General features: G+C 61.7%; 21 protein-coding genes. 14 read left to right on the top strand and 7 right to left on the bottom strand.

Annotated elements, in window-relative coordinates; genetic code table 11:
- Positions 1-129: 129 nt before the first annotated feature.
- A complete protein-coding gene (gene puuR / locus GT753_RS12455; RefSeq protein WP_004935648.1) occupies positions 130-687 on the bottom strand; it encodes an HTH-type transcriptional regulator PuuR in 558 nt (185 codons plus the stop codon).
- A gap of 395 nt (positions 688-1,082) precedes the next feature.
- Between puuR and GT753_RS12450 the strand changes: the two genes are divergently transcribed.
- Positions 1,083-2,501 (top strand): glutamine synthetase family protein, encoded by a 1,419-nt coding sequence (locus GT753_RS12450; RefSeq protein WP_031300715.1) that lies wholly within the window; start codon positions 1,083-1,085, stop codon positions 2,499-2,501.
- Positions 2,502-3,036: 535 nt separating this feature from the next.
- Entirely contained in the window at positions 3,037-4,404 is a 1,368-nt protein-coding gene (locus tag GT753_RS12445; protein WP_004935642.1) for an APC family permease, read from the top strand.
- A gap of 71 nt (positions 4,405-4,475) precedes the next feature.
- Here GT753_RS12445 and sbcB read toward each other — a convergent pair whose 3' ends face one another.
- From sbcB to GT753_RS12430, 3 genes are all read right to left on the bottom strand, one after another.
- The gene (sbcB, locus tag GT753_RS12440) at positions 4,476-5,903 is read right to left on the bottom strand and encodes an exodeoxyribonuclease I (protein ID WP_015378509.1); all 1,428 of its coding nucleotides are present in this window, start codon (positions 5,901-5,903) and stop codon (positions 4,476-4,478) included.
- Between the two features lie 90 nt (positions 5,904-5,993).
- Entirely contained in the window at positions 5,994-6,182 is a 189-nt protein-coding gene (locus GT753_RS12435; RefSeq protein WP_004935635.1) for a DNA polymerase III subunit theta, read from the bottom strand.
- A gap of 54 nt (positions 6,183-6,236) precedes the next feature.
- Entirely contained in the window at positions 6,237-6,443 is a 207-nt protein-coding gene (locus tag GT753_RS12430; protein WP_044030834.1) for a hypothetical protein, read from the bottom strand.
- Between the two features lie 258 nt (positions 6,444-6,701).
- Between GT753_RS12430 and GT753_RS12425 the strand changes: the two genes are divergently transcribed.
- A complete protein-coding gene (locus GT753_RS12425) occupies positions 6,702-7,811 on the top strand; it encodes an SDR family oxidoreductase (RefSeq protein ID WP_049189265.1) in 1,110 nt (369 codons plus the stop codon).
- Between the two features lie 36 nt (positions 7,812-7,847).
- Here GT753_RS12425 and GT753_RS12420 read toward each other — a convergent pair whose 3' ends face one another.
- Positions 7,848-8,594, bottom strand: coding sequence for a helix-turn-helix transcriptional regulator (locus GT753_RS12420; RefSeq protein ID WP_004935623.1), 747 nt, complete (start codon positions 8,592-8,594; stop codon positions 7,848-7,850).
- Between the two features lie 176 nt (positions 8,595-8,770).
- Between GT753_RS12420 and GT753_RS12415 the strand changes: the two genes are divergently transcribed.
- From GT753_RS12415 to tmaR, 3 genes are all read left to right on the top strand, one after another.
- A complete protein-coding gene (locus GT753_RS12415; RefSeq protein WP_021505907.1) occupies positions 8,771-9,538 on the top strand; it encodes an N-acetylmuramoyl-L-alanine amidase in 768 nt (255 codons plus the stop codon).
- 94 nt (positions 9,539-9,632) lie between these two features.
- On the top strand, positions 9,633-10,700 hold the full coding sequence (locus GT753_RS12410; protein ID WP_021505906.1) for an FUSC family protein: 1,068 nt from the start codon (positions 9,633-9,635) through the stop codon (positions 10,698-10,700).
- Positions 10,701-10,860: 160 nt separating this feature from the next.
- Entirely contained in the window at positions 10,861-11,178 is a 318-nt protein-coding gene (gene tmaR, locus GT753_RS12405) for a PTS system regulator TmaR (RefSeq protein WP_004935612.1), read from the top strand.
- 158 nt (positions 11,179-11,336) lie between these two features.
- On the opposite strand, the gene GT753_RS12400 is transcribed toward tmaR, so the two are convergent.
- Positions 11,337-12,125, bottom strand: a complete 789-nt coding sequence (locus GT753_RS12400; protein ID WP_015378505.1) for an ABC transporter substrate-binding protein — start codon at positions 12,123-12,125, stop codon at positions 11,337-11,339.
- Between the two features lie 22 nt (positions 12,126-12,147).
- Positions 12,148-13,329, bottom strand: a complete 1,182-nt coding sequence (locus tag GT753_RS12395; protein WP_015378504.1) for a M20 aminoacylase family protein — start codon at positions 13,327-13,329, stop codon at positions 12,148-12,150.
- Between the two features lie 139 nt (positions 13,330-13,468).
- On the opposite strand from GT753_RS12395, the gene GT753_RS12390 reads away from it, so the two are divergent.
- The 8 genes from GT753_RS12390 (at position 13,469) to araD (ending at position 22,398) form a co-directional block, all read left to right on the top strand.
- A complete protein-coding gene (locus GT753_RS12390) occupies positions 13,469-14,422 on the top strand; it encodes a LysR family transcriptional regulator (RefSeq protein WP_075686129.1) in 954 nt (317 codons plus the stop codon).
- Positions 14,423-14,706: 284 nt separating this feature from the next.
- Positions 14,707-15,774, top strand: coding sequence for a zinc-binding dehydrogenase (locus GT753_RS12385; protein ID WP_033632578.1), 1,068 nt, complete (start codon positions 14,707-14,709; stop codon positions 15,772-15,774).
- Positions 15,775-15,911: 137 nt separating this feature from the next.
- Positions 15,912-16,829 (top strand): ABC transporter substrate-binding protein, encoded by a 918-nt coding sequence (locus GT753_RS12380; RefSeq protein WP_015378502.1) that lies wholly within the window; start codon positions 15,912-15,914, stop codon positions 16,827-16,829.
- A 54-nt stretch (positions 16,830-16,883) separates the two neighbouring features.
- Positions 16,884-18,374 carry a sugar ABC transporter ATP-binding protein gene (locus tag GT753_RS12375; RefSeq protein ID WP_160125625.1) on the top strand — a complete coding sequence of 497 codons (1,491 nt, stop codon included), beginning with the start codon at positions 16,884-16,886 and terminating at the stop codon, positions 18,372-18,374.
- Positions 18,371-19,360 carry an ABC transporter permease gene (locus tag GT753_RS12370; RefSeq protein ID WP_015378500.1) on the top strand — a complete coding sequence of 330 codons (990 nt, stop codon included), beginning with the start codon at positions 18,371-18,373 and terminating at the stop codon, positions 19,358-19,360. Before GT753_RS12375 ends, GT753_RS12370 begins: the two co-directional genes overlap by 4 nt.
- Before the next feature lie 8 nt (positions 19,361-19,368).
- A complete protein-coding gene (locus GT753_RS12365) occupies positions 19,369-20,856 on the top strand; it encodes an FGGY-family carbohydrate kinase (protein WP_160125624.1) in 1,488 nt (495 codons plus the stop codon).
- Entirely contained in the window at positions 20,843-21,712 is an 870-nt protein-coding gene (locus GT753_RS12360) for an L-ribulose-5-phosphate 3-epimerase (RefSeq protein WP_160125623.1), read from the top strand. The genes GT753_RS12365 and GT753_RS12360 overlap by 14 nt, the downstream gene beginning before the upstream one ends.
- Positions 21,706-22,398 (top strand): L-ribulose-5-phosphate 4-epimerase, encoded by a 693-nt coding sequence (araD, locus tag GT753_RS12355; protein WP_033632583.1) that lies wholly within the window; start codon positions 21,706-21,708, stop codon positions 22,396-22,398. The genes GT753_RS12360 and araD overlap by 7 nt, the downstream gene beginning before the upstream one ends.
- Positions 22,399-22,401 lie beyond the last annotated feature (3 nt).

The raw sequence follows: 22,401 nt of genomic DNA, 5'->3' as shown, positions 1-22,401 counted from the left end.
ATGGCTGTTTTACTCTGTTGTAACACAGATTGCGCCGTTGGCAACCCACAAAATGGCATAACGGCGATGAAAAAAGCGTGGGTGGGCAGGGGCGCAACCCGCGTCAGGCTGCGCCGGTGCGAGAAGCGGTCAGAAGGTGGTAGGGGTGTGTGCGCTGACGATGCGGCAAACGCGAGCCGACGTATTGCTGAAGCTGTGCGGAATGCCGGTGTTGATGGCGTAACTCTGACCGGCGCTCAGGCAATAGCTCTGGCCGTTGATGGTCAGCACGATCTCGCCCTCCAGCAGGGTGCCGATCTCTTCGCCCTGATGCTTGATCTTTTCGCCGGTGGTGGTGCCGGGCTGGTAGGTTTCCAGCATCATCGCCAGGTTGCGCGTCGGGCTGCCGTTGTGCACCAGCTTCATCGACACCCCCTGGCTGCCGATCTCAATCAGATCCTCGGCGTCGATCACCACGCGCGGCTCGTCGACGGCCTCCGGTTCGGCAAAGAATTCCGACAGCGACAGGCCATACACCTTCAGCAGCTTTTGCAGCGTGCTGATGGCCGGGCTGACCTTGTCCTGTTCGATGGTGCTGATCGCACTGTGGGTTAACCCGGACAGTTCGGCGACCCGGCGCTGCGACAAACCCAATTGCTGACGGATCTGTGACAGGCGTTTGCCCGGTGCCAAGCTGGCTTCGCTCATAGCGGTACTTCCTTCTGGTAGGGGCGACAGGCAGACATGAATATCGTTATCGGGCGCCTGTCTGGGCGATAACGATGCTGCATGATATCGATAGTTAGGGCAGGTTTGGAAAATATATTGCCCATGTTCACTCTCGGTGCGTTGGACGAAATAGTTGACGTAAAAATGGCAGCAAGGCCTTTTCGGTCAATATTTTATCAATTTAGCAGCCGGTGGTGAATAATCAAACAGGATTGTAACATTTGCAAACCCATTCTGTTAAGACTATGTTTCATATTGTGGATGTTATTTTGAGCGCCCGGCAGCGGCGCGACCTGGCGAGAAATCCAATCATGTGTTGAATCGAACGGCGGACGGGCGCTAACGCGCCTTAAGAGCATAATGGCGGGTGACGTATGCAAACCAATAGCGCAGCAGTTGAACATTTTGCACAGCATCATGAAGAGAGGCGAAGTAGCGCGTTCCAAAATGAGGTTGCTCATTATTTGGAACGCCATCCCGCCACGCAGTATGTCGATATCCTTCTTACCGATCTCAATGGTTCCTTCCGCGGCAAACGTATACCCGTCTCAGGGTTGAAAAAACTGGAAAAAGGCAGCTACTTCCCCGCGTCGGTGTTCGCCATGGACATCCTCGGTAACGTGGTGGAGGAGACCGGTCTTGGGCAGGAGCTCGGCGAGCCGGATCGCATTTGCCTGCCGGTGCCCGGTTCGCTGACGCCGTCGGCCGCCGATCCGGAGCATATCGGCCAGGTGTTGCTGACCATGCTGGATGAAGATGGCACTCCCTTTGACGTTGAACCCCGTAATGTGCTGAACCGCGTGTGGCAGGCGCTGCGACAGCGCGGCTTGTTCCCGGTGGCAGCGGTAGAGCTGGAGTTCTATCTCATCGACAGGCAGCGCGACGCAGAAGGCGATTTGCAGCCGCCGTGTGCGCCCGGCACTCAGGAGCGCAATACCCAAAGCCAGGTGTACTCCGTCGATAACCTGAACCATTTCGCCGAGGTGCTGAACGATATCGACGCGTTGGCGAAGCTGCAGGGGCTGCCGGCGGACGGCGCGGTGGCGGAGGCGTCGCCGGGGCAGTTCGAGGTCAACCTGCGCCATTCCGACGACATCTTGCTGGCCTGCGACCACGCGCTGGCGCTGAAACGGTTGGTGCGGCTGGTGGCCGAGAACCACGGTATGCACGCCACCTTTATGGCCAAACCCTATGAGGATTACGCCGGCAGCGGCATGCATGTGCATGTCAGCATGCAGGACGGGGCGGGCAACAACCTGTTTGCCGACGGCGAAGGCGAGGATTCACCGTTGCTGAAACAGGCGCTGGCCGGGATGATCACCCTGATGCCGGCGTCGATGGCGCTGCTGGCGCCGAACGTCAATGCCTATCGGCGTTTCCAACCGGGGATGTATGTGCCGATCCAGGCCGCCTGGGGCCACAACAATCGCACCGTGGCGCTGCGCATTCCCTGCGGCGAACCGGAGAATCATCGGGTGGAGTACCGCGTGGCCGGCGCCGACGCCAACCCCTATCTGGTGATGGCGGCGATCCTGGCCGGCATGTTGTACGGGTTGGACAACGCGCTGCCGTTGCCTGAGCCGGTGACCGGCAACGGGCTGGAGCAGGAGGGGCTGCCGCTGCCGATCCGCCAGAGCGATGCGCTGTACGAGTTTGAACATCAGCATGCGTTGACCCACTATCTGGGCGAGCGTTTCACCCAGGTTTATCACGCCTGCAAGACGGACGAATTGCTGCAGTTTGAACGGCGGGTGACGGAAACCGAGATCGACTGGATGTTGAAAAATGCCTGAATGGGCGTATAAAGTAAGAAGTATGTGCGGGCGACCGGCCTGCCGGTAGCGGATTAATTCGCCTGCCGGGCTGGTTTTCCGTTCGATCGACAAAAAGAATTTGTATTTGAGGGCTTCCGGATCTTGTCATCCGGAGGCATTCTGGTGCAAAATATCTCAAATGCAGATAGCCGACGTTTTGAAAGCGTCGGTTATTTTTTTTGCATTAAGTTTTACCAACGTAGCGTTTCATACACCAAGCGAGGCCGGACACCGATCCGGATAGATAAATAGTTTCGTGCACGATCAAACAAAACTTTATGGTCGTGACTCATGAGGATTAGAAAGATGGGGCAATTTTTCACTTTAGCGCCGGTGCCCGCCGGTTTCCGCTGTGGCCGCAGCGACTATGGAGCAGCCGAGGTTACCTCGACCCGTTATCCAGCTTACAATCCCCTTCTTTTAGAATTAAGTCGCTCGTTGCGAAGTTTCCCCGCAACCTTAAGTCTTGGCGTGTCCGCCATCCGCAAGGCTCAAGGTAAGGGGGGGCTGAACAATGTCCGATAACACCCTTAACGCCGCTCCGGCTCAGCGCACTCAGCTGCGTAAAACCCTGACATTAGTTCCGGTAGTGATGATGGGTCTGGCTTATCTGCAGCCAATGACCATCTTCGATACCTTCGGCATCGTATCCGGCCTGACCGATGGTCACGTCGCGACCGCGTACGCCTTCGCTCTGCTGGCGATCCTGTTTACCGCCCTGAGCTACGGCAAGCTGGTGAAGAAGTTCCCTTCCGCCGGTTCCGCCTACACTTACGCCCAGAAAGCCATCAGCCCGCACGTCGGCTTTATGGTGGGCTGGTCATCGCTGCTGGACTACCTGTTCATGCCGATGATCAATATTTTGCTGGCCAAGATTTACCTGGAAGCGATCTTCCCGGGCGTCCCGTCCTGGATCTTCGTGGCGGTGCTGGTCGGGTTGATGACGATTTTCAACCTGCGCGGCATCAAGCTGGTGGCCAACCTGAACTCCATCATCGTGGTGGTACAGGTGGCGATCATGATCGTGTTCCTGGGTCTGGTGATCAACGGCGTTTACCACGGCGAAGGCGCCGGTACGCTGGTCAGCAGCCGCCCGTTCTGGTCCGATAACGCTCACGTGGTGCCGATGATTACCGGCGCGACCATCCTGTGCTTCTCGTTCCTGGGCTTCGACGGCATCAGCTCGCTGTCCGAAGAAACCAAAGACGCAGAGAAAGTGATCCCGAAAGCCATCTTCCTGACGGCGCTGATCGGCGGCATCATCTTTATCGTGGTGTCTTACTTCGTGCAGCTGTACTTCCCGGACATCTCGCGCTTCAAGGATCCTGACGCGTCGCAGCCTGAAATCATGCTGTACGTGGCGGGCAAGTTCTTCCAGTCGGTGATCCTGGTGTTCTCCTGCGTGACGGTATTGGCGTCAGGCATGGCGGCGCACGCGGGCGTTTCGCGTCTGATGTACGTGATGGGCCGCGACGGCGTGTTCCCGACTCGCTTCTTCGGCTATGTGCATCCGAAGTGGCGTACCCCGGCGCTGAACGTGCTGCTGGTTGGCGCCATCGCGCTGTCCGCGGTGTCGTTTGACCTGGTGACCGCGACCGCGCTGATCAACTTCGGTGCGCTGGTGGCCTTCACCTTCGTCAACCTGTCGGTGATCTCGCAGTTCTATATTCGCGACAAGATGAACCGCACCGTGAAGGACACGTTCAACTACCTGATCCTGCCGGTGATGGGCGCACTGACCGTCGGCGCGCTGTGGATCAACCTGGAAGCCAGCTCGATGACGCTGGGCCTGGTTTGGGCGGCCATCGGTCTGATCTACCTGGCCTTCGTTACCCGCAGCTTCCGTCTGCCGGTGCCGCAAGCGAGCGAAGACGCCGCCTAAGCGCGAGCCGTCTCCTCAGCCACAAAAAAGGCCGCTTTCGCGGCCTTTTCCTTTTCTGCTTGCTGCGGGTTTTATCCCACCAACTCTTTGCCGTAATCGAACAGCGCTTTCAGCAGGGCGGTTTTTTCTTTGTCGCCTTCGTGCAGGTTATACAGCGATTCGAGCTGCAGCAGGTAACTCTGCACGCGCTCCGCGCTCAACGTTTCCTGGCGGTGTTGCAGCCAGCGGCGCTGCTCGGCGTCGTCCAGCGTATTCGGATAGTTGCGCGCGCGGAAGCGGAACAGCAGCTCTTTCATGCGGCCGTCGCTGAAGGCCAGATCCAGCGCCGGCAGGTTCTGCGGCTTGGTCTGCTGGATAATCCTCATCGCCGCCTTGTCGGCGTCGCTGAAGAAACCGTCGTACAAGCGGGCGTCGACGTCCTCGGAACCTTTGAACGGCTCGGCTTCGGCGAACAGTGCCACCACTTTCTCGCGCACTTCCGGGTGCTGTTTCAGCAGCTGCAGATTTTGCAGGCAGGCCTGGCGATCGATGCCCAGCCGCTCGGCGTTCTCCGGCAGCAGGGTTTTGGCCGGCGCCAGCACCGGGCATTTGTTGATGTGCACCAGCTTGATCGGCACCGGCGTCTGATCCGGCGCCAGATCGTCGCGGCGGGTGTAGAGCCGTTCACGCAGCTGCTCAGCGCTCAGCGTCAGCAGCGGCGTCATGTCGCCGGCGAGATCGCACATGATCACCGCGTTTTTGTTGTCCGGGTGCCAGGCCAGCGGCGACACCCAGCTGGTGTTGCCGCGCGCCGCGCCGAACATGCCGGAGACGTGCACCAGCGGCGTCATTTCGGCGACGTCGATCAGGGCGTTCAGTTTGTGCTTGTTGCGGTGCTGCAGCAGGAAATCGAACAGCCGCGGCTGCGCCTGCTTAACCAGCTTGGCCATGGCGATGGTGGCGTATACGTCTGACATCGCGTCGTGAGCCTGCGTGTGTTCGACGCCGTTGGCGTGCGTGAGGTGTTCGAGGCGGAAGCTGGGGAAACCGTCTTCGTTTTCCGGCCAGACGATGCCGTCCGGGCGCAGGGCGTAGCAGGCGCGCATCACATCCAGCAGATCCCAACGCGAGTTGCCGTTTTGCCAGCTGTAGGCGTAGGGATCGTAGAAGTTGCGATAGAAGATATTGCGGCTCACTTCGTCATCGAAGCGGATGTTGTTGTAACCGAGAATGCAGGTGCCGGCCACGCTGAAGGCCTGATGGATTTGGCGGGTGAACTCGGCCTCGTTAACGCCTTTGGCGCGCGCCACCTGCGGCGTGATGCCGGTGATCATCACCGCCTCGGGTTCCGGCAGGTAATCGTCGGCCGGGGCGCAGTAGATGACCAGCGGCTCTTCGATAATGTTGAAATCCATATCGGTGCGCACGCCGGCGAACTGCGCCGGGCGGTCCAGCGACGGGCTCTTGCCGAAGGTCTCGTAATCGTGAATATAAAATGTGGCCGTTGCCTTGCTGCTCAAAATCGCGTCTCTTCAGTGGCGGATACAATATGCCTCTATTGTAACGGCGTGGGGAGCGATGCCAAGCGGCGGTTAGCGAAATGCGCGCAATTACGCACGGCGATAGTAATCCAGCCGCTGATGAAAGTAGGGGAGCAGGTGGTCGGGGATCTGTTGTTCCGTTTCCGTCTGGGTCGAGGCGATGCCGTAGCGCTCGTTGTAGATCACGCTGATGGCCAGCAAATCGGTTTCTATTTTCTCGCGTTGCGCCTGCGGTAAGCTATCCAGCTTTCGAGCCATCGTTATCTCCCTGTTAATCTTAGGGTATAATAGGATCGTTAGCTGGTCTTGTCCCTACCCATTCCGGGGGGCGGCGGAGGCCTGAACGCTTTGCTGCGGGCAGGGGGGCAGACTGTGGCGGGCGGCGAACTCGCTCTGCGCCTGGTGCGCATTGAGGCGATCTGCCCGATTATACAGCGAACAGGCGCCGCTTATCACTGCCGCCCAAAACAGGGTGCACAGCAGCAAAACCCCCAACCAGATTTTTTGGTTATAGGTCATAAGTCCTCCACGGACGAGAAGAGAAATAACATTGACCGTTAAATTTAATCAGGCACTACATCAATGGTATTTAAACGGCGGAGATTAATCATGGAGTCTACGCGGTTCTTTTGTTACTAAACCCATGATGGATGTTTCAAAAGATTCCTTAAGATAATATTAAGAAAAGTGTTTAAGGGCGCCGTAATTCTATTTAATATTTGTTTAAATATCCGCGGATACAATCAACCACATTCAATGCCAATGTGGGTGACAATGATGAAAACGCTACTGTTGACCGGCGCTACCGGCTTTCTTGGTGGTGCGGTTCTCGAAAAATTATTGATTGAAAATCAGTCTGTTAATTATCTTTTGCTGGTGCGTGCAGACGATGCGCAGCAAGGGCTGGCCCGTATTCGCACGAATATGGAAAAGTTTAATATCGATGCGAATCTGCTGTCTAAAATTACGATTGAAAATATATTATTGGGCGACCTTTCCGAGCCGGCCGACTTTTTAACTGACGCTCGTATTAACAATGTTACGCACGTTATTAACTGCGCGGCCGTTGCTTCATTTGGTAATAACCCGCTCATTTGGAAGGTAAACGTAGAAGGCACTCTGGCCTTTGCCGAAAGAATGGCGCAGGTGCCGGGATTAAAACGTTTCCTGCACGTCGGCACCGCCATGTCCTGTTCGCCGGAGCCGGGTTCGCTGGTGGCGGAGAGCGGCGAGTTTGAGGAAGACGCCGAACACCTGGTGGAATATACCCGTTCCAAATCCACCATCGAACAGCTGATGCGCCAGCGCTGCCCGCAAATGCCGTTGACCATCGCTCGTCCGTCGATCGTGGTGGGGCACACCCGCCTGGGCTGCCAGCCTTCCAGCAGCATTTTCTGGGTGTTTGGCATGGCGCTGATGCTGCGCAAGTTCATGTGCTCGCTGCAGGACAATATCGACGTGATCCCGGCGGACTACTGCGCGGATGCGCTGGTGATGCTGATGAACAGCGAAACGCTGGAGAACGACGTTTATCACATCTCTGCCGGTGAGGAGAGCAGCGTCAGCTTTGCCGAAATTGACAACGCCATGGCGGCGGCCCTGGAAAAAGCGCCGGTGGGCGATGAGTATGCGCAGGTGACCTATGACGCGCTGGTGAAAATGCGCCGCCAGCTGAAAGACATTTTCGGCCCGTGCAACGAGCGGCTGATGCTGAAGGCGATGCGCCTGTACGGATCGTTCGCCATGCTCAACGTGCGTTTCAGCAACGAGAAGATCCTCAAGCTGGGCATGCCGAAACCGCCGCGTTTCACCGACTACATCGCCGGCTGCGTGCAGTCGACGCGCGGGCTGTCTATCCAGCAGCAGATGGTGGTGGACTTCAAATAACCGCCGGGCGCAACGGGCGCCCGAGGTTACCGTCCGTTACCAGGACGAAGACGACCAGAAGACGCGGCCGAGCACCACCAGTTGCTCCTTGCGCTGCTGATAGCTGAGATGCTCGTCCTGGTACTCTTCCCGGTTGAGGGAGCGGATGACGACGCCGCCGTCCGGCTGTTCGATCAGCACCTTCACCCGCAGCAAATTGCCGTGGCGGATGGCGTAGGTCTTGCCCTCGCGGATGCGCGTGTCGTCGGTATTGATGCCGACCACGTCGCCGTCCTGCAGACGCGGTTCCATGCTGGAGCCGGAGATGCGGATAATGCGCGCGGCGTTGACCGCCACCCCCATCTTGTGCAGATAGTAACGGCGGAAGATCAGCGAAAACTCCTCGCGATCGACGATTTCGTAGCAGCCGTCGCCGGCGGAAAAATCGATATCCAGCAGCGGGATCTCCACAAACTCTTCCTTGTCTTGTTCGGTATCTTCCCATACCACCGGTTTCAAGCGGGCGGGCTGGAAGTCCGACTCCGCCGCCACGTTGTCAAACGGGCGCACCAGCTGCTTTTCATGAAACACGTCGAACCAGCCCTTGGGCAAATTCAGCCTGGCCTCGATCCGCCTGGCCAGATTGTCGCCAAGATTGCGGGAGGATTTTTCCCCGATGATTTGGCTCAGCGTCGGCGCGGAAGACTCAACCAGCGTGGCGAACTCATTCTGGTTGACGCCTTGCCGGGCGTAGCGGGCCATTAATTCGCGCAGATTGTTGCGCCTGATTTCTTTAGTTTCCATCGTGCAATGATCGCACTCTTTAGCAAAAAGGTAAATAACGGTTTTGCTAAAAAACGCTTGCGCATTATTTAGCAATTAGCTAAAACAAAAAGGGTGAGCCAAGGGTTCACCTGTGCGGAGCGGCCTGTCATGATGAGAGGCCGCTCAGTGAAATCAAACAAGAGAGGGACTTTACGATGTACAAGATTGATTACAATAGCTACCGATCGGTCGCCAGCTTCGGCCACCGCGTGCGCTTTCTGGTGCTGCACTACACGGCGCAAAACTTCGCCGACTCGGTGACGTCGTTGACCGGAAAATCGGTCAGCGCGCACTATCTGGTGCCGGATCCGACCGATGCCACCTATCAGGCCGCCGGCTTCAGCGGCGTGCGCATTTTCAACCTGGTGGACGAGAACGAGCGCGCCTGGCATGCCGGCACCAGCCAGTGGGGCACCCGCAGCAATATCAACGACACCTCGATCGGCATCGAGATCGTCAACCTGGCGAGCGGCGACGGTGGAAACATCACCTTCCCGCCGTTCAATCCGCAGCAGATCGAGGCGGTCACCCAGCTGGCGCAGAACATCCTGCAGCGTTATCCGGACATCTCGCCGGTGAACGTGGTGGCGCACTCCGACATCGCGCCGGGCCGCAAGAGCGATCCGGGCCCGCAGTTCCCGTGGCAGCAGCTGTATCAGGCCGGCGTCGGCGCCTGGTATGACGAAGCGACCAAGCAGCAGCGCCAGCAGGAATACTGCAGCCAGGGTCTGCCGGCGCAGGCTGAGCTGCTGAAACTGTTCGCCCAATACGGCTACGACACCTCGGCGGCGAACACCGCAGAAGGCTATCGCCAGCTGGTGCGCGCGTTCCAGCTGCACTTCCGTCCGCAGAAGTATGACGGCGTGATGGATGTTGAAACCGCCGCCGTTCTGCGCGCGCTGGTCGACAAATACGCCGCCTGAGCCTGAGTGCGAATGAGGGACGCCTCATTCGCCTTTTCCTTGCCGGGCTTCCTCCGCTAAAATAGCGGCCTGGCTGGTGTTTATCGGAGGCACTGTGCGCCTCGATCGAAAAATCTCTTCACTTGAACTGCTGACCTATCGCCACTATCGCATCGTTCACGGCGTGCGCATCGGGCTGGCGTTTATCCTGACCTTTCTGCTGATCCGCCTGCTGGCGGTGCCCGAAGGCACCTGGCCGCTGATCACCCTGGTGGTGGTGATGGGGCCGATCTCGTTTTGGGGCAACGTGCTGCAGCGGGCGCTGCAACGCATTGCCGGCACGGTGTTCGGCGCGGCTTCCGGCCTGATCGCCCTGTATCTGGAACTCTATTCGCTGCCGCTGATGCTGGCATGGTGCGGCGTGGTGATGTTCGTCTGCGGTTACCTGACGCTCGGCAAACGGCCGTATATGGCGCTGCTGGTGGGGATCACGCTGGCGGTGGTGTGCGGCGCGGGCGCCGGTGACATGCACACCGCGTTGTGGCGCAGCGGCGACGTGATCTTCGGCTCGCTGCTGGCGCTGCTGTTCACCAGCATCTACCCGCAGCGCGCCTATATTCTGTGGCGCATGCAAATGGCGGACTGTCTGCAAACCGCCGCCCGTATCTACGGCGCGTATTTTTCGCCGAACGTCATTGAGCGGCCGCGGCTGGAGCCGCAGCTCAAGGATCTGTTGAATCAGGTGGTGAAGCTGCGCAGCCTGATCGTGCCCGCCAGCAAGGAAACCCGCATCCCCAAAGCGGTGTTCGAGGCGGTGCAAACCCTCAGCCGCAATCTGGTGTGCACGCTGGAACTGATGGCCGACGCCTACTGGGCCTCGCGCGAAACGCACTTCATTATGTTGAACGCCCGCACGCTGCGCAGCACCCAGCTGCTGACGCTGAGCTCGCTGGAGTCGTTGGCGGTGCTGATGCGCGAAGGGCCGCAGGCGCAGCGGCAGGCGGCGGCGGGGCAGTTGGCGGAGATCGCCGGCGAGCTGAAAACGCTGATGCAAGAGGTCAGCCTTGGCCAGCACGGCGAAGCGCCGATTTACGGCTATGTCTGGCTCAGCATGGAGCTGGCGCAGCAGTTGGAAGAGTTGGGGGATCTGCTCCAGGTCTGCACCGCCGCCGGGCGCGAATAAGGGGTCAGATCATGAAGGCGGCGCTTTGGGTTTTGGCCGCCGGGGCAAAGTGGGTAAGATAAGCCAATCACTGTTGTGCCGGACCGCCACAAACCTGTATCTTGGTGCCATGTGGCCGTAAGCAAATGAATCTGTGTATTACTAAAGCAAGGGTATAAAGATGGATAATGCAAATAAGCCGAGTTTCCAGGACGTGCTGGAGTTTGTGCGTATGTTCCGCCGCAAAAACAAACTGCAACGCGAGATCGTCGACAACGAAAAGAAAATTCGTGATAACCAGAAGCGCGTGCTGCTGCTCGACAACCTGAGTGAGTACATCAAGCCCGGCATGAGCATTGAAGACATTCAGGGCATCATCGCCAACATGCGCAGCGACTACGAAGATCGCGTTGATGACTACATCATCAAAAATGCCGATCTGTCCAAAGAACGCCGCGAGCTGTCCAAAAAGCTGAAAGCGATGGGCGAAGTGAAGTAACCCGCTTTAGCGGGCCGGGCGTCCTGCCTGGCCCGCATCCTTGTCCCGCCTGATTTTCCGTTCTTGCCGACACTGCCGTTTCCGTTGGGGCGTTCCCCGGCGGCCGAAGGCGCCTCCCCATCCTGCAGGACCTGCAGGTGACCGCCGGGGAACGCGTGTTACTGCTCCGCGCCGTACATGTCGAAGTCGAAATACTTGTCGTTGATTTTCTTGTAAGTGCCGTTGGCGCGGATCGCCTGCAGCGCGGCGTTGAAGGCGTTAAGCAGCGCGGTATCCTCTTTGCGCACCCCGATGCCGTCGCCGACGCCGAAGTACTTGCTGTCGCTCAATTCGGCGCCGATAAAGGCAAAGTCTTTGCCGCCAGGCGTTTTGAAGAATTCGCTGGCGCTGACGCTGGCCAGCAGCGACGCATCCAGGCGGCCGTTGGCCAGATCTTCGTTCACCTCCTGCTGGCTTTGGTAGGCGACCACGTTGACGCCGGCCGGCCGCCACAGCGCGTTGGCGTAGGCCTCCTGGCTGGAACCTTGCTGCACGCCGACCGATTTGCCCTTCAGCGAGGCGGCGGTAGGCTGCAGATTGCTGCCTTTATGCGCCACCAGCCGCGCCGGGGCGTTGGAGACTTTGCTGGAGAAAGCGATCTGCTGCCGGCGCTGCGGCGTGATGGTCATCGACGAGGCGATGGCGTCGAACTTCTTCGCCTGCAGGCCGGGGATCATGCCGTCCCAGCTGCTTTCCACCCACACGCATTTGGCCTGCATCTGGTCACACAGCGCCTGGGCGATATCGACGCCGAAGCCGGTCAGCTTGCCCTGCGGATTTTTATACTCCAGCGGCGGAAAGGTGGGATCGATGCCCAGCTTGATCACTTTGCCGCTGAATTCACCGCTCAGCGCGGGAAAGCTCGCGGCCAGCGGCAGCAACAACAACAGCCCTTTGATGATTTTCATGTCATTTCCTCTGTGTTGGCGATTAAACCGCGGGGCGAGCCAAAAAGCGCTCGACCAATTTGACCCAGTAAGTGGCGCCCAACGACAGACTGTCGTCGTTGAAGTCATAACCGGGGTTGTGCAGGGAATTGCCCGGCGTGGCGGGGCCGTTGCCGATCGAGATGTAGCTGCCCGGGCACTTCTCCAGCATAAAGGCGAAATCTTCGCTGGCGGTGAACGGCCGCAGCGTGGGGAGCACTCGGCTCTCTCCGGCCCATTCCAGCGCCACCGCGCGCGCCAGTTCGGTTTCTGCCGGGTGGTTCACCAGCACCGGGTAGCCGTGCTGATAGTCGATCTCCGCGCGGGCGCCGAAGCTGGCGGCCTGCGCCGTGACCAGTTCGGTGATGCGCTGTTCCAGCCGCGCACGCACCGCCGCCGTCAGCGCGCGCACGCTGAGCGTAAGGGTGGCGGTCGCCGGGATCACGTTGGCGGCCTGGCCGGCCTGCATCGCCCCCACGGTGACGATCGCCGTTTCCTGCGGATCGATATTGCGCGCCACGATGGTTTGCAGGCTCATAACGATGGCTGCGCAGGCCACCACCGGATCGACGGTGCTCTGCGGCACCGCGCCGTGGCCGCCGTGGCCGTGCAGGGTGATGTGCACCGTATCGGCCGAGCACATGAAGGGGCCGCAGGCGAAGCCCAGGTGGCCGGTGGGTAAGCCGGGCACGTTGTGCATGGCGAACACCGCGTCGCAGGGGAAGCGCTCAAACAGGCCGTCTTCAATCATCACTCTGGCGCCGCCGCCGCCTTCTTCCGCCGGCTGAAAGATCAGGTGCAGCGTGCCGCAAAAGTTCGGCTGCCGCGCCAGATAGCGCGCCGCCGCCAGCAGCATGGCGGTGTGCCCGTCGTGGCCGCAGGCGTGCATCACCCCGGAATGGGTACTGGCGTGCGGCAAGCCGGTCGTTTCGGCAATCGGCAGGGCGTCCATGTCGGCGCGGATGCCGAGCGATTTTCCCGGCCCGCGCTGCAGTGTGGCGACAACGCCGGTTTGTCCTACGCCGCGCGTGACGCGGTAACCCCATTCCTCCAGCCGCTGCGCCACCAGATCCGACGTCGCAAACTCCTGGAAGCCCAGCTCCGGGTGGGCGTGAATGTGGCGGCGAAGCGCGACCATCTCATCATGAACGGCGGCGATCTCAGGCAGTACCAGTGAAGGGTTCATCACGGTCTCCGGCAAAAGGATTCCGGCCAACGGGCACGGAACGAGGCAGAGGGACAGGCATCGAGACTAGCAAACTCCGTTTTTGCCGGGTAGCCGCCGTTCGGTTATGCTGACAACCTATGATTGTCAGGAGGTGGACATGAAACTGCACCAACTGCAGGCGCTGGTGGCCAGCGCCGACAGCGGCAGCATTCGCGCGGCGGCGCGGCATCTGGGGCTGTCGCAGGCGGCGGTGACCCGCGCACTGCGCGAACTGGAGCAAGAACAAGCGCTGCCGCTGCTGATCCGCACGCCGACCGGGCTGGGTTTTACCCCCTACGGCAAAACCCTGCTGGCGCACGCCCGGCTGGTGCTGAACCAGTTGGAGCAGGCGCAGGGCGAAATGGCGGCGCTGCGCGGGAGTGCGGCGGATCTGGTCAAGGCGGCGATTACCCCCTGGCTGATGCTGACGGTGCTGCCGCCGGCGGTGATGGCGTTTCGCAGCAAGGTGCCGGCGGTGCGGCTGGAACTGTCGGAAAGCCTGATGGCCAACGCTCAGTCGCAGCTGCGTGAGGGCACGATGGATTTCGCCATCACGCCGCTGCCGGCGTCGTCGGCGCCGCAGGAGTTTCACTGCGAGCCGCTGCTGGAGTATGAAACGGCGTACATGGTGCGGCGCGGCCACCCGCTGGCGCACAGCACCTCGCTGCATCAGCTGCTGGAGCAGGATTGGGTGATGAGCTATACCCAGGAAAGTTTCGATGCGCTGCTCGACGAGGTGTTCCACCGCCACGGCGTGCGCCTGCCGCGCCAGCGCATTATCCAGGCGCACTCGTTCGGCATGCTGCAGGCGCTGGTGGAGTCCGCCGAGATGTGTACCTGGTGCCCGCGGCCGATCGCCGCGCTGCCGCAGTTTGCCTCCCGCGTGCAGCCGCTGGCGCTGCGCGAGAGCTGCCAACCGGCGCAGCTGAATATCGTCACCCGGCGCAACAGCATTCTGAGCGCCGCCGCCCATGCGTTTATCGACACGCTGGTGCGCACCCTGCGCCAGCAGGTGCGATCGTCGCGGCCGGAGGATCGCCAGATCTACGATCGCGTGCGCCTGCTGATTTAGCGGATCTGCCCGGATCGCCGATTCCGTAAATGGGATCGCGATCCGCATTTGTAGCATTTTTAGCCGCAATGTTAACGAACTGTGATTTTGCTCAAATAATTATTTTTGCAGCTTTGGTTATATGTCGCTCTATGTTCACGTTGTCATTTTTAGTTATCGGGATGTGTAATGGTTAATTTGTTGAAATTTATAATTTTATAACTCAGTTTGTTTTTTGTTTGATAAAAATGACAACGTCAACATTTATAATTTTCAAGCGTTTAACGAGAATATTGGAGGGATAGATGAGCCAGTTGCCGGAAAAAATGCGCGCGGTCGTTTGCCACGGCCCGCAGGACTACCGTTTCGAACAGGTGCCCACGCCGCTGCCGAAGGCGCGCGAGCTGGTGATCAAGGTGGAAGGCTGCGGCATCTGCGCCGGCGACTGCAAGTGCAAGAACGGCGCGCAGATGTTTTGGGGGGAGACCCCGTGGGTCAAACCGCCGGTGGTGCCGGGGCACGAGTTCTACGGCCGCATCGCCGCGCTGGGCGAGGGCGCGGAAGGCAAATACCGGATCGGCGAGCGGGTGATTGCCGAGCAGATCGTGCCGTGCTGGGAGTGCCGTTACTGCAAATCCGGCAGTTACTGGATGTGTGAGACGCATAACATTTACGGCTTTCAGAAAGACGTGGCGGAGGGCGGCATGGCGGAATACATGCGCTTTTCCGAGAACGCCATCGTGCACAAGATCCCGGAAAGCCTGAGCCATGAAGACGCGGTATTGATCGAGCCGATGGCCTGCGCCATTCACACCGTGGCGCGCGGCGACATTCAGCTGGACGACGTGGTGGTGCTGGCCGGCGCCGGGCCGCTGGGGCTGTGCATGGTGCAGGTGGCACGCCTGAAAACGCCGAAGAAACTGATCGTGATCGACGCCATCGACGAGCGGCTGGCGCTGGCGAAGGAGTTTGGCGCCGACGTGGTGATCAACCCGCTGAAGGAAGACGCCGACCAGATCGTCAAATCGCTGACCGGCGGCTACGGCTGCGACGTCTACATCGAGGCCACCGGCGCGCCGATCGGCGTTACTCAGGGGCTGCAGATGATCCGCAAGCTGGGCCGCTTCGTGGAGTTCAGCGTGTTCGGCAAGGAAACCACCGTCGACTGGTCGATCATCGGCGATCGCAAGGAACTGGACATTCGCGGCGCGCACCTGGCGCCCTACAGCTATGAGATCGCCATCGATCTGTTCGAGCGCGGGCTGGTGACCTCAAGCGGCGTGGTCACCCACAGCTATTCATTGAACGACTGGGACGAAGCCTTCGCCCTGGCGGACTCGACCGACTCCATCAAGGTGATCCTGGTTCCCTGACCCTCCCGCCGTACCGCTGTTGCAGTCACGATCGCCGGCCCGCTCCGCAATGGAGGGGCCGGCCGGTCGGCCAAACGTAAAGACATGCTGTTGCTCTGATAACCACAACAAGAAGCTTCCCTACAGGAGAATTGGCTATGTTTTCATTATTCAAAAAGACCCTGCCTTTTATCGTCGCCGGTGGAATGTTGGCGGCCAGCCATGGGGCGCTGGCCAAGCAAATCACTATCGGTATGTCGTTCCAGGAAATGAACAACGACTACTTCGTCACCATGAAGCAGGCGCTGGATCAGGCGGCGGCGGATATCGGCGCCAAGGTGTATGTGGCCGATGCCCGCCATGACGTCGCCAAGCAGATCGGCGACGTGGAAGACATGCTGCAGAAGAAGGTGGATATCCTGCTGATCAACCCGACCGACTCGGTGGGGGTGCAGTCGGCGGTGATCTCCGCCCATAAGGCCGGCGCGGTGGTGGTGGCGATCGACGCGCAGGCCGAAGGGCCGCTGGACTCGTTCGTCGGCTCGGAAAACTACGACGCCGGCTTCCAGGCGGGCGAATACCTGGCGAAAGCGCTGGGCGGCAAAGGCAAGGTGGCGATCCTCGACGGCATCCCGGTGGTGCCGATCCTGGAGCGCGTGCGCGGCTTTGAAGCGGCGATGAAAAAATACCCCGACATCAAGATCGTCACCAAACAAAACGGCAAGCAGGAGCGCGACACCGCGCTGACCGTCACCGAAAACATGCTGCAGTCGGCACCGGATTTGGCGGGCATCTTCAGCGTCAACGACGTCGGCGCGCTCGGTGCCCTGGCGGCGATCGAAAGCAACGGCGCCAAGGTCAAGCTGGTGAGCGTCGACGGCCAGCCGGAAGCCATCAAAGAGATCCTTAAGCCGAATTCGCCGTTCATCGCTACCTCGGCGCAGTTCCCGCGCGACCAGCTGCGCATCGCGCTCGGCATTGCGCTGGCCCGCTACTGGGGCGCCACGGTGCCGAAAACCGTGCCGGTCAAAGTGAAGCTGATCGACCGCAGCAATGCGGCCGGCTTTAGCTGGTAACAGCGGCCAGGTTCGCCCCGCTGCGGCGGGGCGTTCGGCGCGGAGGGCAATGCGGTGACACCTTTACTGGAACTGAAGCGAATAAAAAAGAGCTTTCCCGGCGTGAAGGCGCTGGACGGCATCGATCTGGCCATTCAACGGGGCGAGGTGCACGCCCTGCTGGGCGAAAACGGCGCCGGCAAATCGACGCTGGTGAAAATCATGTGCGGCATCCATCAGCCGGACGAGGGCGACATTTTTATCGACGGCGAGCAGCGCCGCTTTAACAACTATCGCCAGGCGATCGAGGCCGGGGTCGGCATTATTTTTCAGGAATTCTCGTTGATTCCCTACATGAGCGCCATCGACAACATCTTCCTCAACCGGGAGATCAGGAACCGCTGGGGCCTGCTGGATCGGCGGGCGATGCGGCGCAAGGCCGAGACGATCTTCAAGCGGCTGACGGTGGCTATCGATCTCGATTGCCCGGTGGAGCAGCTGAGCGTGGCGCAGCAGCAGTTTGTGGAGATCGCCAAGGCGCTGTCGCTGGAGGCGCGGGTGCTGGTGCTGGACGAACCGACCGCCACGCTGACGCCGGGCGAGGCCGAACACCTGTTCAGCGTGATGAACGATCTGCGGCTGCTGGGCGTTGGCATGGTGTTTATCTCGCACCATTTGGACGAGATCTTCACCATCTGCGATCGCATCACCGTGCTGCGCGACGGCGCCTACATCGAAACGTTGGCCACCAGTGACACCAACGTGGAAGAGCTGGTGCGGCTGATGGTCGGGCGCAAAATCGAGAACGCCTTCCCGGTGAAACAGCATCCGGTTGATACCGAGACGGTGCTGCTGGAGGCGGAGATCCAGCGCGAGAAGCACGGCGCGACCGACCGTTTTCGGCTGCACAAGGGTGAGATCCTCGGCTTCGCCGGGCTGGTGGGCTCCGGGCGCACCGAGACCGTCTCGGCGCTGATCGGCGCCAGCCGCTGCCACCGCAAACGCGTCAGCCTCGGCGGCCAACCGGCGGCGCTGCGCTCCCCGGCGCAGGCGCTGGCGCAGGGCATCGGCCTGCTGCCGGAGAGCCGCAAAACCGAGGGCCTGGTGCTGCCGTTTTCGGTGGCGCAGAACATCACCCTCAACCGGCACCACCGGCGCGGCAAGATCTTCGTCAGCGCCCGCAAGGATCGCGACGTGGTGCAGCGGCTGATCCGCGCCGTGGGGGTGAAAACCCCGGACGCCGAGACCGCCGTCAGCACCCTGAGCGGCGGCAACCAGCAGAAAGTGGTGATCGCCCGCTGGCTCAACAACGACTGCAACATCCTGATCTTCGACGAGCCGACGCGCGGCATCGACGTGGGCGCCAAGGCCGAGATCTACCAGCTGATGCAGCAACTGACCCAGCAGGGCATCTCCATCATCATGATTTCCTCCGAACTGCCGGAGATCATCGGCGTGTGCGACCGCGTGCTGGTGTTTCGCGGCGGCCACATCGTCGCCGAGCTGACCGGCGACGACATCGAATCCAACCACATCATGCTTCACGCGACCGGGAGTGCCTTATGATCGGAATTGAACAACCCGCCGTGGCGCGCCGCGCCGCCGGCCCCAGCCTCGGCAAGCGCTGGGAAAAACTGCTGCATCACCCGGCGGTCCTGCCGTTTATCGGCTTCGCTGTCCTGTTCGTGCTGATGAGCCTGCTGAACGACAGCTTCCTCAGCGTCAACAACCTGACCAACGTGGCACGCCAGGTGTCGATCAATGCCATCATCGCGGTGGGCATGACCTGCGCCATCCTGACCGGCGGCATCGATCTCTCGGTGGGGCCGGTGATGGCGCTGGCCGGCTCGGTCGCCGCCGGGCTGATGCTGGCGGCGGTGCCGATCCCGCTGGCGATGGTGGCCGCGCTGGCGCTCGGCGCGCTGTTCGGCCTGGCCAACGGCGCCTGCATCGCCTACCTGCGCATGCCGCCGATCATCGTCACCCTGGCGTCGATGGGCATCGCCCGCGGCTTGGCGCTGCTCTATACCGGCGGCTACCCGATCTCCGGCCTGCCCGACGTCTTCTCGTTCTTCGGCCGCGGCACGGTGCTGGGCATTCAGGTGCCGATCCTGATCATGCTCGGCGTGTACCTGCTGGCCTGGCTGATGCTCAACCAGCTGCCGTTCGGCCGCTACGTCTACGCGATGGGCGGCAACGAAGAGGCGGCGCGCCTGAGCGGCATCCGCGTGCCGCGCTACAAGATGCTGGTGTACGTGATAAGCGGCCTGACCGCCGCGCTGGCCGGACTGGTGCTGACCTCGCGCCTGATGAGCGGGCAGCCCAACGCCGGCGAAGGCTTCGAGCTGGACGCCATCGCCGCCGTAGTGCTGGGCGGGGCGGCGATCTCCGGCGGGCGCGGCGCCATCGTCGGCACGCTGGTGGGGGCGATGATGCTCGGGGTGCTCAACAACGGCCTCAATCTGATGAACGTGTCGCCGTATATCCAGAACGTGGTGAAGGGCGGCATCATCCTGGCCGCCATCTACCTCAGCTCCGTGCGGCGCAAATAGGAGGCGCGATGTCAGTCTTTCTTGGCATAGACGTCGGCGGCACGGTGATCAAGGCCGGGCTGTACCGGGCAAGCGGCGAAGAGCTGGCGATCGCCGAGCGCGACGGCGCGGCGATTGCCGCCCAGCCGGGCTTTAGCGAACGCAATATGGACGCGCTGTGGGATGACGTGTGCGCGGCGATCCGCCAGACGCTGCACGCGGCGGGGCTGGCGGCCGGGCAGGTGCGCGGCGTCAGCTTTTCGGCGCACGGCAAAGGGCTGTACGCCATCGACCGCCACGGCAAGCCGGTCGGCAACGGCATTCTGTCTTCGGACAACCGCGCGGCGGCCACGGTGGCTGAGCTGCGCTGCGCCGGGGTGGACGCGCAGAGCTACCCGCGCAGCCTGCAGCCGCTGTGGCCCAGCCACCCGGCGCTGCTGCTGCGCTGGCTGAAGCAGCGGCAACCGGCGCAGTACGCCGCCGTCGATCGCATCCTGATGGCGCACGACTACCTGCGCTTTCGCCTCACCGGCGAGGCGGCGGCCGAAGTGACCAACATCTCCGGCAGCAACCTGTTCAATCAGCGCAGCGGCGCTTACGATCCGGCGCTGATGGCCGCCTTCGGCATCGAAGAGGCGCAGGAGAAGACCGCGCCAACGATCGGCTCGGCGCAGCTGGCCGGGCGGGTGACGGCCGCTGCGGCGGCGCAGTGCGGCCTGCGAGCGGGCACCGCGGTGTACGGCGGCCTGTTCGACGTGGTGGGCGCGGCGCTCAGCTCCGGCGTGGCCGACGATCGCACGCTCAGCGCGGTGGCGGGCACCTGGTCGATCGCCACCTGCGTGGCCGAGCGCATCATTCCCGCCGATTACCCCTACGCCTGGGGGCGCTACTGTATCGACGGCCGCTATTTCGTGCACGAAGGCAGCCCGACCTCGGCCGGCAACCTGGCCTGGTTCCTGCGCCAGTTCTGCGCCGACGACCGGCAGCGCTACGCCCAGTTCAACGCCTGGGTGGACGAGCGCCGCGAGCAGCCCAGCGGGCTGCTGTTCCTGCCTTATCTGTACGGCTCCAACCTCGGCGGCAACACGCCGGGCGGGCTGATCGGTCTGAGCGCCCACCACGAGATGGCGGACGTGGTGCAGGCGATCTACCAGGGCATCGTGTTCTCGCACCTGATCCATCAGGAGCGCATGGTGCAGCTGAACCCGCGCATCGAGCGGGTGCGCATGACCGGCGGGCCGACGCAGTCCGAGGTGTGGATGCAGATGTACGCCGACGCCGGCAACCTGCCGCTCGAGGTGGTGGAAACGCGCCAGAGCGGCTGCCGCGCCGCCGCCCTGTGCGCCGCCGTCGGCGCCGGGGAGTACGCCGGGTTCGCCGAAGCGATCGCCGCCGCGCCGCCCAAACTGCGCTGTTATTATCCCGCGACCGCCGCCCATCGGCGCCTGCGCGCCCAGCAGGCGCGCTATCTGGCGGTCGCTCAGGCTTTGAGTGAGGTGACTGATGCAAACGACTAACGCCGCCTGTCTGGGGCTGTATGAAAAGGCGCTGCCCGCCGAACTGAGCTGGCCGCAGCGGCTGGCCACCGCCGCCGAGCTGGGCTTTGAATTTGTGGAGATGTCGATCGACGAGCAGCCGGCGCGCCAGCAGCGGCTGGACTGGGATCGCCGCCAGCGGCTGGCGTTTATCCAGGCGCGGCTCGACAGTGGGGTGACGGTGCCGAGCCTGTGCCTGTCGGCACACCGGCGCGATCCGTTCGGCAGCGCCGAGGCTGCCACCCGCGAACGGGCGCGAATGCTGATGAGCAAGGCGCTGGAACTGGCGACGGATCTCGGCATCCGCAACATCCAGCTGGCGGGCTACAACGTCTATTACGAACCCGCCGATCGCCACAGCCGCGAGCGCTTTATCGAGGGCATGCAGTGGGCGGCGGCGCAGGCCGCCAGGGCGCAAGTGATGCTGTCGGTGGAGGTGATGGACACGCCGTTCATCAACAGCATCAGCAAATGGCGCGACATCGCCCGCCACGTCAACAGCCCGTGGTTCACGGTGTATCCCGATCTCGGCAACCTCAGCGCCTGGGGCAACGACGTCGCCGCCGAGCTGGCGCTGGGCATCGGCAGCATCACCGCCGTGCACCTCAAAGACACCGTCGCGGTGGGGCCGGGCAGCGCCGGGCAGTTCCGCGACGTGCCGTTCGGCGAGGGCTGCGTGGATTTTGCCCACGCCTTTTCCGTGCTCAATGCGCTCGGCTATCGCGGCCCCTACCTGCTGGAGATGTGGGCGCGCGAAGACGGGCAGGACAAGCAACGCATCGCCCAGGCCAAGGCCTGGATCGAACAACAGATGAATGAGGGAGGCATCGCATGCTGAACGAACTCAAGCGGCAGGTGCTGGCCGCTAACCTCAGCCTGCCGGCATACGGGCTGGTGACCTTTACCTGGGGCAACGTCTCGGCGATCGACCGCCAGAGCGGGCTGGTGGTAATCAAGCCTTCGGGCATCGCCTACGAGGCGATGACGCTGGAGGATCTGGTGGTGGTGGATCTGGAGGGCAAGGTGCGCGAAGGGCACCGCAAGCCCTCATCCGACACCGCCACCCACCTGGCGCTGTACCGCGCCTTCGCCGACATCGGCGGCGTGGTGCACACCCACAGCCGCAACGCCACCATCTGGGCGCAGGCCGGGCAGCCGATTCCGGCGCTGGGCACCACCCACGCCGACTACTTTTACGGCGACATTCCCTGCACCCGGCCGATGAGCGAGGCGGAGATCGCCGGCGATTACGAGGGGGAAACCGGCAAGGTGATTATCGAAACCTTCAATCAGGCGGGGCGCGATCCGCAGCAGGTGCCGGGGGTGCTGGTTTACTCCCACGGCCCGTTCGCCTGGGGCAAGGACGCGGCGGATGCGGTGCACAACGCGGTGGTGCTGGAAGAGGTGGCGATCATGGCGATGGCGACGCGCCAGCTGGCGCCGGCCATCGCCCCGATGCAGCCGGAGCTATTGGACAAACATTTCCTGCGCAAGCACGGCAAACACGCCTACTACGGGCAATAGCGC

Source organism: Serratia sp. Z4 (genome assembly GCF_009900725.1).
Lineage (GTDB): Bacteria > Pseudomonadota > Gammaproteobacteria > Enterobacterales > Enterobacteriaceae > Serratia > Serratia nematodiphila.
Note: the sequence above shows the minus strand (reverse complement) of the source record. Positions and strands in the feature narration are given on the sequence as shown.